The sequence below is a fragment of the Nostoc sp. T09 genome (genome assembly GCF_002154695.1).
Lineage (GTDB): Bacteria > Cyanobacteriota > Cyanobacteriia > Cyanobacteriales > Nostocaceae > Aulosira.
The window spans coordinates 19,065-32,061 of record NZ_MTAV01000082.1 but is presented as its reverse complement, the minus strand read 5'-3'; the positions used below and the strand labels follow the sequence as shown (position 1 = coordinate 32,061).

Sequence of the window (12,997 nt, the reverse complement as noted above, 5' to 3'; positions counted from 1 at the left end):
TAATAAATTTATGACTTTAGATAGATGAAATAGGTCAAGCTAAAATTTAAATCAATACGGCAGATTTTAAGTTAGTGAAGTGGACATCTTAAGTTTCAAACCCAAGCATAAATACTGTTTTACTTCTAAATTCTGGATTCTGACTCCTGAATTCTGCTGTAATTTTGAAACTAAAATAGATTATATAGAAATATTGTTGGGCTTGGTAAGGAAAAACATAAACTCTAGTGCCAATAATTTTTCTGATTTATCCTCCATCAGGAGGATGTTAACTTTGGGTTACATTTGCAGAGTCATTGTTTATTTATATAATCGCAAAGATAAACTAATTTCTTTGCTATCTCTTCTAACGGCAAGATCCAATCTACAGCAACAGCAGTAATAGCAGCTTTTGGCATCACAGCACATTCAGCGGTAGTAGGCTCTTGAACAATTGCGATCCCAAGATGGGATTTTACCATTTTTAAACCTTGTACGCCATCTTCATTCGCTCCGGTTAAGATCACCCCAATTACCTGTTCGCCGTAAACATCAGCAGCAGACTCAAACAAAACATCGATTGACGGACGAGCATAAGAAACAGGAGCATCAGTAGAGAGCGCAAAGTAACCTGATTCAACTAACAAATGGTAATCAGCAGGTGCTAAATAAACATAGCCTGATAAAATTTCATCTTTATCTTCGACTTCTCGGACTATTAAAGATGTATCTTGCTGCAATAAATCTCCCAACTTATCGCGAGAATCTCGATGGCGATGTTGCACAATTATAATAGGAGATTTTAAGTCTTGTGGTATATTTTGCAGCAAGATTTTTATGGCAGATAAACCACCAGAAGATGCACCAATGACTACAATTTTAACTGCCATTAATTCAACCTCCGATAGAGCTTTTCACCTTTGACAAGCTCTTGGTAGTGATGGTCCTGGCTGGTAAAACGAATTGATTCTTGCCGTCCTAAACCTAAAATACCAAAAGGACAAAGGCTATTATAAAAAAGTTCATGTACATGCTTTTGCAGCGTTTGGTTGAAATAAATTAAGACATTTCGACAAATTATGATATGAAATTCATTAAAAGAACTATCAGTTGCCAAGTTATGTTGGGCAAACACGATATTTTCTCGTAAAGATGCGCGAATAATAGCACTGTCGTAACCTGGGGTATAGTATTCTGAAAAAGATTCCTTTCCACCTGCTTTTAAATAAAGTTGGGTGTATTCCTGCATTTGTTTGAGAGGGAAAATGCCACTTTTAGCTTTTTGCAATACTCTTTCGTTAAAGTCAGTAGCGTAAATACGACAACGTTGATAAAGCTTTTCCTCTTCTAGTAAAATCGCCATTGAGTAAACTTCTTCTCCCGTTGAACATCCAGCGTGCCAAATGCGAACAAAAGGATAGGTACGTAAAAGCGGAATTACTTCCTTTCTTAACGCCAGATAAAAGCTGGGATCGCGAAACATTGAAGTTACATTTACTGTGAGACTAAGCAAAAATCTTTCCAAACATTCCTGATCGTGTAGCACCCGTGCTTGCAAATCAGAAACGCTAGTGAAGCCTTCTTTTTTAATAAACTGATAAATACGACGCTTCAGCGAAGATAAAGCATAATTGCGGAAGTCATAACCCCAGTAGCGGTAAACTCCTTCAAGTAGTAATTGAATTTCGATATCTTCTAATTTTGGTTTTGGTGAAGTCATAATAAAGGCAAAAGACAATTAATTAGTCATCTTGCTATAAAGGTTTAAAAGCAAGCTCCACTAATTATTTAATAAACTACAAAAATCCAGTTTAAATTTTGAAAAAATCCTAACATTTGAAGGTCAAGTTTAGTCAAATGTAAGGTGAGCAATTCTCTCCCTATCCTGGGTTTTGCTAGGTAATGCCCACTAAGTGTATTTCAAAAATCAGATATGAATCCTATATTTTTTGCAAATCTTGTTGCTGGAGTATAGTTGGCGTGTCATTACAGATTAAACTTTTTCAGCAATTATTTTCTGATTCAATATTTTGCTTGCTAATAAATATCTTTACAGGTTTTTAGCAAATATATTAATGCTTAAATCTCTATTATCTAGGGAATGCAAAGAGTTAATAGTTAACTATTGCATGACTGATATTTATTAATTCATCCTTGTTTTATACAATTCCACCCATTTCCAAAATAAAACTTCGATAATGTTTTAACGCCTGTCTCAAGTGAGATAAATAAATAATTCTCTGGTTGTAATTTTAGTAGTTTATACAAATATTTAAATTGGCATTAAGATTTCATAAAATATTCAGCACTCAATACAATTAAATGTAAATTGCTAATTGAAAATAATTTAAAATACGATTTTTCCTTTTGCTTCTGCGTTCTAGTTTGATAAGTCTTGAATAATTAATAGATTGTTAAGAAAGTACTTCCTAAAAATACAAAACCAGGTTTTGTTGATAAACCTGGTTATGCTCTAAATAGCGTTTCTAGGAACAAAATTCCTGGCTGTTATTGCCAAACAAAGACCTTAGCTTCAAACGGGCCTAAATCAGTTATCAAGGAGTTATTCCCAGCTTCGACATCATAATTAGCTGTCCACTCGTGCCAAGTACCATTTTCAGGAAAGTCGGGAATTGTATATCCTGCCAAAAATTCACCAGAAAAGTTGGCAACGACTACCACACGAGAACCTTCACCATTCCAACGGGTATATGCTAGTACTTGAGATTCTGGATTTTCATGGAAGAAGTTAATGTTTTCTGTATACAGAGCATGATTTTGTTTGCGGAGAGCGATTAAACCTTTGTAATATTCAAATAAGCCGCGATTATCGTCACCAGCAAGCAATGTCCAGTCAATTTTTACCTGACTGGGAGTTTTATACTTGAATTCACCAAACTCTTCACCCATCCAAATTAAGGGAACACCTACCGCAGTCATTAATAGAACTACACCCAACTTAATGCGACGGAAAGCTTCCTCACCTAAAATTTCGCGATCGCCTAGATCTGCCATAACATGATTGTGGTCATGGTTGGTGAGGTAGTTAACTACATTGGTTGCACCCAGAAAGCCTTGGCGTTTGCAGTCCAGCACATCTTTGAGCCGTTCTAAATCAAAAGTATCTCCAGCGATATGCTCTAGAACGCAATGATAAAAGCTATCATGCCAGCAACCATCCATCGGGCCATCAATATTAGTAATGCTAGGTGTTTCGGGGATGTGTTCGGCAATATTGTAAAAGGGTTTGGCTCCAGCAGTTTGCTTTGCTTCCTGCACAATCCAATGCATAAAATCATAATTGGCAATTTGCCGTGCTGCATCGTAACGAATACCATCTAAGTGGTACTCCTGAACCCAGTAACGCACAGTATCGCCAACAAATTTGCGTGCTGGATAGATATCGAGATTTTCGTCGTAGTGTTCGTAATTAAATTCTGGTCCCCAGTTATTATCAGGGTCGCGGGGAGCATGGTGATACCAATAATCGTGATCAATTTGAGTTAATGGTGCTGATGCTTCCGAGTGGTTATAAATCCCGTCCATAATCACCCGAATTCCTCTAGCATGACACTCATCGATTAACTGTTTCAAATCTGCGGTAGAACCATAACTAGATTCTGTGGCAAAGAAATGCCGAGGATTATAACCCCAACTGTAATCGCCAGGATACTCTTTGACTGGCATCAGTTCAATGGCGTTAATTCCCAAATCGCAGAGATAATCCAGCTTCTCAATGACATGCTTGTACTTACCTCGCTCCTTGGGATCATCTTCTCCACCAGAGAAGTCTGCAACATGCAATTCGTATATAACTAATTCATGATCGGCAGGTAATGGGCGATCGTCGTACATCCAAACATACGTATCGACAATCTTTTCACCATCCTTGATCCGCACAATACTATTTTCACTAGCGCTCATGCCATCAATATCGGTAGCATAAGGGTCAGTCACCTCTACCCACTGGTCTTCTTCAAAAAACCAACTTTTCGACTGTACACGAAATTTATATTCGTAAGTGCCATCTTTTAAATCTACACTAACTCGAAAATAACCATCTTCACCCTTTTCCATTGGAATGTCTTGCCAATCAGAAAAAGAAGCAATTAAAGATACAGCTTTGTTATAAGGAGCAAACAAATTAAATTCTATAGAACTTGACATAAAATTCCTTTTTGTGGCGAACTCTTGTTCTGCGTTGTATAGTTGCATTTTCCAACGCAGCTTTAAAGAAGCACATCACACTTCAGAACAAAAAATGGCTTAATTGATTCTTCCTCAAGATTTACCGGAGTCATCCATAAGATAGTCCGCAATATTTTTACAGCTTTTGATGCTAATTTCCGGTTTGAATTATGAAAAAAATAATGATAATTTCAAAATTTAGCAGTTATAACTTGGCTGAAGTCCAAGAATTCTGGTATAAGGAAACAGTGAATAGAGAACTGTTGACTCATGCCTGTTCCCTATCTCCAAGTTAAGTTAGTCTTTAGGCGAGATTGCGTTTGCTCAATAACACCAAATCCCCACTGAACCTGCTTGTAGAACAGAGAGGAGTAGAGGGTAGATTGATTTTGTTAAGATCAATTCGATGAATGTGAGATGAAATACGATTACTACTTAGTATCCATCAAAGATACTTTGTCTGCTACCTACTAAAAGTAGATGTTTGATCTATCTCAAGGTAAATTTTGGTGTTTTCGCTTTGAATTCAGCCATTTTACCGATACAACCAAACCCGCAGCAGCGAGAGTAATTGCTCAGTATCTACAGGTTTAGTAATATAATCTGATGCTCCGGCTTCGATGCATTTTTCTCTATCACCTTGCATGGCTTTCGCAGTTAAAGCAATTATCGGCAGCGAACGAAATTGCTGTTGTTGACGGATAGCACGAGTTGTTTCATAACCATCCATTTCTGGCATCATTACATCCATCAAGACGGCATTTATATCAGGATTAGCTTGCAGAACCTCAATGCCATCTCTACCATTTTCAGCAAATAATACTTGCATTTGATAGCCTTCTAACAAGCTAGTGATTGCAAAGATATTCCGCACGTCATCATCGATAATTAAAATCTTTTTATGTGCAAGTACCGAGTCGGAATTACGAAGCTGCTCTAGCATTTGCCGCTTCGGCTGGGGTAAGTTTGCCTGAATACGATGTAAAAATAAGGCAGTTTCATCGAGTAAACGCTCAGGCGATCGCACATCTTTTATAATTATCGTTTCTGCTAGCCGTCGCAGTTGAGTTTCTTCTTGACGGGAGAGTTGTTTACCTGTGTATACAATGATGGGAATTTTCCGTAAGTTGGGTTGTTTTTTAATTTGCTCAATTAGCTCTAACCCACTCATATCAGGTAAACCCAAATCCAGCACAATACAATCAATACGCTTGGATTGCAATGTAGCTAACGCTGCTGCTGCTGTATTTACCGCCGTACTTTGAACATCGCCATTGCCGATCAGTTCAATAATACTGCGAGCTTGTACTGTGTCATCTTCGATTACTAGTAAATTTTTTACCTTACGCTCGATAAAGCTTTTAATATCAATTAAAGCCTCAGTTAATTGTTCTTTAGAAACAGGCTTTTGCAAGTAGGCGATCGCTCCTAACTCTAACCCGCGTTGCTGCCGATCATCAATCGAAAATATGTGTACTGGAATGTGGCGAGTTTCCGAATCATGTTTGAGGCGGTCAAGCACCATCCAACCATCCATATCTGGCATACAAATATCTAATGTAATCGCATTGGGTTTAAACTGTTGTGCTAGCGTTAAACCTTGTTTACTGTCTAAAGCCACCAAAACTTTAAACCCTTGTTGTCGTGCCATTTCTAGCAAGATGCGGGCAAATTTTACATCATCTTCAATCACCAGCAAAACTCTGTCACCTGGTTGAATAATATCGCGATCGTCTGCAACTTTGGTTTGAATATTCGCAGAGCTTGAGGCTACAGGGTGAAGTGGTGAAATTTTCTTCTGTTTATCCTTCCTCTTGTCTTCAAAAATAATTTCTTCTTTACCTTGTTCCTTTGTCCGAACTCCCTGTATGGGTAAATAAAGAGTAAAAGTACTTCCCAATCCTGGTTGACTAACCAGTTCAATTCTCCCACCCAACAGATGAGCCAGTTCACGGCTGATAGATAAACCTAAGCCTGTTCCACCATATTTGCGGCTAGTTGTCCCATCTGCTTGTTGGAAGGCTTCAAAAATTAGTTGCTGTTTGTCTGTAGCAATACCAATACCCGTATCCCTCACTGCAAAAGCAACCGTGTCGGCTCCTGCCATGCTAACTTGTAAAGTGACTCCTCCCTGTTCGGTAAACTTAAAAGCATTCGCCAACAAGTTATTCAAAATTTGTTGTAAGCGTTTGATGTCAGTATTAAATCCATGTGGCAGTTTTTCATCAAATTCTATATTAAAACTAAGTCTTTTTTCTTGAGCAATTTGACGGAATGTTGATTGTAGGTAACTTTGCAAATCTGTAAAAATTACTTGCTTATTTTCTAAAATAAAAGTTCCAGATTCGATTTTAGCCAAATCTAAAATTTCATTGATTAACTCTAATAGATCTGTCCCAGCATTATATATTGTTTGGCTATATTCTATTTGCTTATCTGTTAAATTACCCTCAGGGTTTTCTGACATTAATCTTGCTAAAATTAACAAGCTATTTAGCGGTGTCCGCAACTCATGGGACATATTTGCTAAAAATTCTGATTTATATTTAGAAGTTAAAGTTAATTGTTTGGCTTTATCTTCTAAAGCCAGCCTAGCTCGTTCAATCTGTTGATTTTTCTCTTCAACTTCTCGTTTTTGTACCGCTAATAATTCTGCCTTTTCTTCCAACTCTTCATTTAACTTTTGTAATTCTTCATTGGATTGCTGCATTTCCTCCTGTTGTTGCTTCAATAGTAATTGTGATTCTTCCAACTCCTGTGCCTGTTCTTGTAAAAGTTGATTGCTGTGCTTGAGTTCTTCTTGTTGATTTTGCAATTCCTCGGTTAATTCTTGAGATTGGTGGAGGAGTTGCTGAGTTAGCATATCGGAATTAATAGCATTTAAAGCTACACCAATTACTTCGCTAACTTGCTCCAAAAAAATTAAATGTAATTCATTAAAACTTTGAAAAGATGCCAATTCAATTACAGCAGTTACCTGCTTTTCAAACAATACAGGCAAGACAACAATATTTAATGGCGGAGCTTCTCCTAAGCCGGAACTTATCCGAATATAATCATTGGGAACTTTTGTTAATAAAATTCTCTGCCCTTCTAAAGCACACTGTCCTACTAATCCTTCTCCTAAGCGAAATTGATTGGCTAAATTTTTCCGCTCACTGTAAGCATAGCTAGCAATTAACTTCAATACAGGCTGATTGTCTAGCGCATCCATCACATAAAAAATGCCATGTTGCGCTCCTACTAAAGGCGCTAACCGCGATAAGAGTAACTGAGTAACAGTTGCTAAATTTCTGCGTCCTTGAAGAAGGTTACTAAACTCAGCCAAATTTGACTTTAACCAATTTTCTTCCTCATTTTTTTGCTGAGTTGCTCGCAAATTAACAATCATTTGATTGAAACTGCGTGTCAATAAACCTACCTCATCTTGGTGTTCTGTATTTGGTAAGTTAGCTGACAAATCACCATCAGCAATCTTTTCCGCTACGCGAGAGATTTGCCCTAGAGGTTTCGATATATTGCGTGACAGCAGATACCCAATCAAAGCTATCAATATAAAAGATATAGGAATACCATAGCTAATAGTAGCAAGAGTTGCTTCTGCTGCGGTTTGTACTTTCCTAGAACGTTTATCTAATAATTGATGTTCCTCTGTTGTCATCTCCTCAGTCAGGTTGCGGATTTTCTCCATTAACCGCTTTCCCTCATTTTGAAGAACTACTTTCTGAGCAGCTTCAAAGCCCTGATTTTCCCGCAAGTCAATCACTCTTTGCATGACATTTACTCTTTCGGTAATCAGCGGCTCCAACATATCAAGCCGACGTTGTTGATTGGAGTTATCAGAAGTTAAAGTACGCAGTTGTTTGATAGGTTGGTCTATGGATTTTATCGCTGTCTGATAAGGCTCTAAATAAGGCTTTGATCCAGTAATTATGTAACCACGCTGTCCAGTTTCAGCTTCTTGAAGTTTAGAACTTAGGTCTTCTAGCAGCCCCAGCACTTGGTAGGTATGGCTTTCCCTTGATGAAGTTGTAATCAAGTCATTAGTAGTGCGATAGGAGATTAAACCAATTGTGCTTAAAATTGCCAGACTCAGAGCGAAACTAGCTCCGATTTTGCTTCCAATCTGCAAACGCTTTAACATTTCAAATTTCAATTTCGACTATATCGGCTTTCAAGTATTACTCTTGCTGTCTTGTTTCAATAACAAAGACATTACATAATTAGTAGCAATACATTTTTTAACAGTTTTTATGATATTTTAACAGAAAGTAATACAAATGCGAGAATTAGATGATTCAAGATGAAAAATAAGTTTATGAAAACTAGTATTCATCCTGGAGATTTCAGAACTTAATTCTCTAGATTTAAATGATTAATCTAGACATTTAAACTTTCGATAGATAATAAAATAAGTAAGTTGCACTATAAATTAAATAGAGATTATATTTTATGAAAAACGGGGTTGTAATGAGTGCAAGAAGTTTGACAATACCCAAATTTAATCAAGGGCAAACAGTAGAATTTATTGGTGGCGAGGGAATGATAGTTAAATGTAGCCCTGATTCCCAAACTTGGGCTTATCTTGTAAAAATGGAAATGGGAGAAGAACCAGAAATGGGCAGGATTGGTGATGAAACTACTATTTTGTTATTTGAAACGGATATTGCCTTGTCAGTAAACTAGATTGTTGTCGCTTCTTCAATCTGATGCTGTTCAAAGAAATTACTGTTTACAAAAATATAAATATAAAAGTATATTCACGCTAATCAATTTCTCAGTTTTGAATTTTATCGTTGGTTGATGAAAATGTCTATAAGCAGTCTACATACAGACTGCTTTTTTTATGCCAAAAAATGTTATTAAAATTTATTAATAGCAGAACTAACAAGTGGATGATAAATATGGAAATCTTCAACTCCATTAGCCTGTAAAATAGTTCTTGCCGCTGCAATTTGGATATCAGTACCTCCTAGCACTAACAGATAACCATCCAAAGCCAAAAAACTTTTATAAGGTCCGGCAATATTCTCAGGAATTTTTAATATTATCCAGTCATCTTTACTAAAAACCTTGACTTCGCTAAGAGTCTCATTCAGTAGCATTCCTTGAGTAACAAGAGAAACTTGATTCATTGGATAGCCAGCTACTTTTAATTCGATCAGAGCTTGTTCTGTACTGTGGTGATTAAAAAACAGAGCAACTGCATTTTTATAGCGGCCTGTTGAGTGAGAGGATACTGAAGAAGCTGCCCATTGTTGAATGCTACCTTGACTGAGAATCTTTTCAGCCATGCTAATTTCTTCTGGTGTAGCTTTGACGATCACTAAGTAGTAACCTTGGGAAACTAAGTCGATGAAAACCTTTCTTTCATCTTCAGGAATTCCCAAACCTACTAATACACCGTTCAGACTACTAGTCACGGCACAAACTACAGACACTTTAATCATCGGAAAATTAGCACCTATTAATCGAAAAACTGCTAATTCTACATCCGAAAATTTGGCAAAAACACCTACTGCTAATTGCTGCTTTGCTAATGTCATTTTTTTATTTTGGCGATCGCTAGCTAGATAAATTATCATTTCTTGCCTCTATGCTCCGCCTATCTACAGAGCCAAAACCCTTTATCTGGCGATAGAAATGGCAACTCTGTGCTTATATCTGAAGATTTTGGTTGTAAATCTTGAAGATGAACCCAGTTATGAAAAAACTATGTATTAGGAATAGAGAAACATTTATTGATTTTCTTCTGAAGATAGAAGCACACTCAAAAATAAAAAGATAATCTATAAATATTGGATGGCTTGATAAGCCTTAAGCAAATAATCAATATTAATTAGGAGAATGTTATGAGTCTTGAAAATAGAGCTAAAGCTGTTGCCAAAAATATTGAAGGTAAAGTTCAAGAAGCAGTCGGTGAAGTTACTGGCAATCCTAACGACAAAGCCGAAGGTCAAGCAAAGCAAGCAGAATCTCAAGTTCGTCATACAGCCGAAAACCTCAAAGATGAAGTTAAGAAGGCTTTAGACTAATAACAGCTATTCAGGAAGAAGGAATAGTAAAAGTAAACAATTATTTTACTATTCCTTCTGGACTCAGATAATTATAGTCTTGTTAAAAATATCGCTAGCTTTGATTTATTACTAGATTCAGGTTAAAAAATGATGATGAATATTGCCTTTAGTTACCTTTTAACACAAGCAGCTGTAGCAGCAGAAAGTTCTAGCTATTCTCTTGCCCTGACAACTGTTTTAATTGTAGGTTTTGTTGCAGCTGCAATTATCGGCTCTATTGCTTGGTACAATTCCAAACGTCCTGTAGGCTGGGAAGATAAAGAACGTCCCGATTTCGTTCCAGATGTTGATAAGTAATTAAATTAGTGTTTAGTGTCTCCTTTTTTGCCATAGTGTTTATAGTGTTCGCTACTTGCCACAGCGGACGCTATTTTATTAATGTAAGTGAGATATTTCATCTCGGTAAACTGATAGTAAATGTACTCCCATGTCCAGGCTCTGATTGAACGTTAATTGAACCTTGATGTGATTCGATAATGCAACGAGATAGATACAGTCCTAAACCGCTACCTGAACCTGTATGTTTACCCGGACGAAACCGCTCAAATAACATTGCTTGGTCTTGTTGAGAAATTCCAGGGCCTGTATCTAGAATTTTAATCAGTACATTATTTGTATCTAAATATAAACTAATATCTATATAACCTGTTGTGGTAAATTTAATTGCATTGCCGATAATATTAGTTAAAACTCGGCGCAATTCTATGCGATCGCCTATTACTATAGTTGCTGTCTCTGTTTGTACATTGAGGCTTTCTTCGTCCAGTTCCGCCTTTAATACTAAGTTTTTTTCTTCCGCCAGTGGTTTCAATTCTTGAGTAACTTCCTGAACTAATTCTTGAATATCAAAAGGATAAAAACTTAGGTTTTTACAACCAGCTTCATGTCGATAAACTTCTAATAAAGTATTTACCATTGCCAGCAAATCTTGATTGCTGCCAATCATAGTATTAATAGTTTGAGTAAATTCTGGTGTACCAGAGCAAAACATGCCTTCTCGCATTAATTTTAATACTCTATTTGCAGCCACTAGAGGTGTCCGTAAATCGTGAGTAAACCGCGAAACGAAATCTTCCCGTAGACTAGCCATGTGGTCGCGTTCGTCTATAGTGTGTTTCAAACGCAAAAGAGAACGAACCCGTGCATTTAACTCATCTGGATCAAATGGTTTACGAATAAAATCATCAGCACCTGCATCAAGTCCTTCAACAACACTAGAGTAAATGTGAGCAGTAATTAATAAGATAGGGATGTATGGTAAAGTTTGATTTTGTCGAATGCGGCGAGTGAATTCATAGCCATCTAATTCTGGCATCATAATATCAAGCAGTATTAAGTCTGGTGGCGACTTCTCAACTATAGCCAAAGCAGTTTTGCTATCTTCCGCCAAAATAACTTCATAGTCATCTTCTTGTAAGACTGTTTCTAAGAGTAGTAAATTGTCATAAACATCATCAACAACTAAGATGTTGTCTTTTTTCACAAGATTCTTTAGTGACATGGTTAATTAGAAAATTAATTGCTTAAACCTGCTAACTTCAATACACAATTCTTTGAATTAAAATTTTCTCAGTTGAACGAAATTATCTGTTTATCTATCTTAAGGCGATCTTATTTAGTTAATTATATTAAACAAAAAATCTATCTATTGATAGATGCATAAAAGCTTAATTAAACTTTTTTGGCAAAATTTTTAGCTTTAGGCCCTTAAGATAGAGGGTTTACGACTTTAGTTAGATGTATTTTTTATAAAATTACTATCATCTCCCTTTTGGTATAAACTTCAGAGTAAGATAGCAAAGTTATTTTATTCTGTACTTTAGATAGACCCGGATAGAGGTAACAGCCATGAGTGAGATTAAGGTCGTTGTGATTGAAGACCACAACCTTACCAGAATAGGCTTACGGGCTGCTTTACAAGCTGAGACAGACATCAAAATTATTGGTGAGGCTGCCAACGCCACGGATGGATTGCAACTTCTGTTGACGCTAAAGCCAGATGTTGCCACTATCGACATTGGTTTACCAGATATGGATGGCATCGAATTGACACGCAGGTACAGGCAAAGCCAACAAGACCATCAAGACCTGACGACAAAAGTTTTGATTCTCACAATGCAAAACAGCGAGGAAGCTGTTTTGGCTGCGTTTGGGGCGGGAGCAGATTCTTATTGTATGAAGGATATTGAGAGCGATCGCTTAGTAGATGCAGTGAAAACTACTTATACAGGTAGCCCCTGGATTGACCCAGCAATAGCCGATGTTGTACTCAAGCAGGTACGCCAAGATAATGTCCTCGGAGGAACAAGCGGCAAAAGGGTGATGATTGATGGTCTTGACTCAGAACTTGAGAAAACTATAGAAACTTGTCCCTTGACTCCACGAGAAATGGAAGTGTTAGAGTTGATTGTTGCTGGTCATGATAACGCAGAAATTGCTAACAAACTTTATCTGACTATCGGTACTGTCAAAACTCACGTTCGGGGGATTTTGAGTAAACTCTGTGTTGCTGACAGAACGCAAGCTGCTGTAAGGGCTTTGCGTGCTGGTTTGGTGCATTAAAGGTTCAGCAATATGCGATCGCTAATATTGAGTCAGTTAAATACTGATCGTTGAGGCTGACGCAGATACACAGCGACGGATGATGCGGAGAGCTTTTTTTGCTCGGCAATTAGGTAACACCTTGAACCCAAAATTATTATGACACGGAGACTAGCCTGAGTTTTCTTCTCCATGTTTCCATTTTAAATATA

Annotated in this window: 10 protein-coding genes; 4 read left to right on the top strand and 6 right to left on the bottom strand. The window is 37.1% G+C overall.

The genetic code is table 11. From position 1 onward, the window contains the following. Positions 1 to 293: 293 nt before the first annotated feature. From BV372_RS17385 to BV372_RS17370, 4 genes are all read right to left on the bottom strand, one after another. Complete coding sequence (locus BV372_RS17385) at positions 294 to 869, bottom strand: chemotaxis protein CheB (protein WP_086687754.1); 576 nt, start codon at positions 867 to 869, stop codon at positions 294 to 296. Continuing rightward, positions 869 to 1,699, bottom strand: a complete 831-nt coding sequence (locus BV372_RS17380) for a protein-glutamate O-methyltransferase CheR (RefSeq protein WP_086687753.1) — start codon at positions 1,697 to 1,699, stop codon at positions 869 to 871. Before BV372_RS17380 ends, BV372_RS17385 begins: the two co-directional genes overlap by 1 nt. A gap of 788 nt (positions 1,700 to 2,487) precedes the next feature. Then, positions 2,488 to 4,146: an alpha-amylase family glycosyl hydrolase gene (locus BV372_RS17375; protein ID WP_086687752.1), complete on the bottom strand. Its 1,659-nt coding sequence runs from the start codon at positions 4,144 to 4,146 to the stop codon at positions 2,488 to 2,490. A 556-nt stretch (positions 4,147 to 4,702) separates the two neighbouring features. Then, the gene (locus BV372_RS17370) at positions 4,703 to 8,311 is read right to left on the bottom strand and encodes a response regulator (RefSeq protein WP_086687751.1); all 3,609 of its coding nucleotides are present in this window, start codon (positions 8,309 to 8,311) and stop codon (positions 4,703 to 4,705) included. Positions 8,312 to 8,637: 326 nt separating this feature from the next. Between BV372_RS17370 and BV372_RS17365 the strand changes: the two genes are divergently transcribed. Continuing rightward, a complete protein-coding gene (locus tag BV372_RS17365; RefSeq protein WP_086687750.1) occupies positions 8,638 to 8,853 on the top strand; it encodes a hypothetical protein in 216 nt (71 codons plus the stop codon). Positions 8,854 to 9,029: 176 nt separating this feature from the next. On the opposite strand, the gene BV372_RS17360 is transcribed toward BV372_RS17365, so the two are convergent. Beyond that, the gene (locus BV372_RS17360; RefSeq protein WP_086687749.1) at positions 9,030 to 9,752 is read right to left on the bottom strand and encodes a hypothetical protein; all 723 of its coding nucleotides are present in this window, start codon (positions 9,750 to 9,752) and stop codon (positions 9,030 to 9,032) included. 267 nt (positions 9,753 to 10,019) lie between these two features. Between BV372_RS17360 and BV372_RS17355 the strand changes: the two genes are divergently transcribed. Both BV372_RS17355 and psb35 read left to right on the top strand, forming a co-directional pair. Then, positions 10,020 to 10,202, top strand: coding sequence for a CsbD family protein (locus BV372_RS17355; RefSeq protein ID WP_086687748.1), 183 nt, complete (start codon positions 10,020 to 10,022; stop codon positions 10,200 to 10,202). A gap of 132 nt (positions 10,203 to 10,334) precedes the next feature. Continuing rightward, positions 10,335 to 10,541 (top strand): photosystem II assembly protein Psb35, encoded by a 207-nt coding sequence (gene psb35 / locus BV372_RS17350; RefSeq protein WP_373270781.1) that lies wholly within the window; start codon positions 10,335 to 10,337, stop codon positions 10,539 to 10,541. 97 nt (positions 10,542 to 10,638) lie between these two features. Here the strand turns inward: psb35 and BV372_RS17345 are convergent, their stop codons facing one another. Beyond that, complete coding sequence (locus tag BV372_RS17345; protein ID WP_086687746.1) at positions 10,639 to 11,745, bottom strand: hybrid sensor histidine kinase/response regulator; 1,107 nt, start codon at positions 11,743 to 11,745, stop codon at positions 10,639 to 10,641. A gap of 347 nt (positions 11,746 to 12,092) precedes the next feature. Between BV372_RS17345 and BV372_RS17340 the strand changes: the two genes are divergently transcribed. Continuing rightward, a complete protein-coding gene (locus tag BV372_RS17340) occupies positions 12,093 to 12,806 on the top strand; it encodes a response regulator transcription factor (protein ID WP_086687745.1) in 714 nt (237 codons plus the stop codon). Positions 12,807 to 12,997 lie beyond the last annotated feature (191 nt).

Bases quoted from the DNA above. Each gene is read 5' to 3' on its own strand.
- BV372_RS17380 (WP_086687753.1), bottom strand. From the start codon at position 1,699: ATGACTTCACCAAAACCAAAATTAGAAGATATCGAAATTCAATTACTA.
- BV372_RS17340 (WP_086687745.1), top strand. From the start codon at position 12,093: ATGAGTGAGATTAAGGTCGTTGTGATTGAAGACCACAACCTTACCAGA.
- BV372_RS17360 (WP_086687749.1), bottom strand. From the start codon at position 9,752: ATGATAATTTATCTAGCTAGCGATCGCCAAAATAAAAAAATGACATTA.
- BV372_RS17375 (WP_086687752.1), bottom strand. From the start codon at position 4,146: ATGTCAAGTTCTATAGAATTTAATTTGTTTGCTCCTTATAACAAAGCT.
- BV372_RS17385 (WP_086687754.1), bottom strand. From the start codon at position 869: ATGGCAGTTAAAATTGTAGTCATTGGTGCATCTTCTGGTGGTTTATCT.
- BV372_RS17370 (WP_086687751.1), bottom strand. From the start codon at position 8,311: ATGTTAAAGCGTTTGCAGATTGGAAGCAAAATCGGAGCTAGTTTCGCT.
- BV372_RS17365 (WP_086687750.1), top strand. From the start codon at position 8,638: ATGAGTGCAAGAAGTTTGACAATACCCAAATTTAATCAAGGGCAAACA.
- BV372_RS17345 (WP_086687746.1), bottom strand. From the start codon at position 11,745: ATGTCACTAAAGAATCTTGTGAAAAAAGACAACATCTTAGTTGTTGAT.
- psb35 (WP_373270781.1), top strand. From the start codon at position 10,335: ATGATGAATATTGCCTTTAGTTACCTTTTAACACAAGCAGCTGTAGCA.
- BV372_RS17355 (WP_086687748.1), top strand. From the start codon at position 10,020: ATGAGTCTTGAAAATAGAGCTAAAGCTGTTGCCAAAAATATTGAAGGT.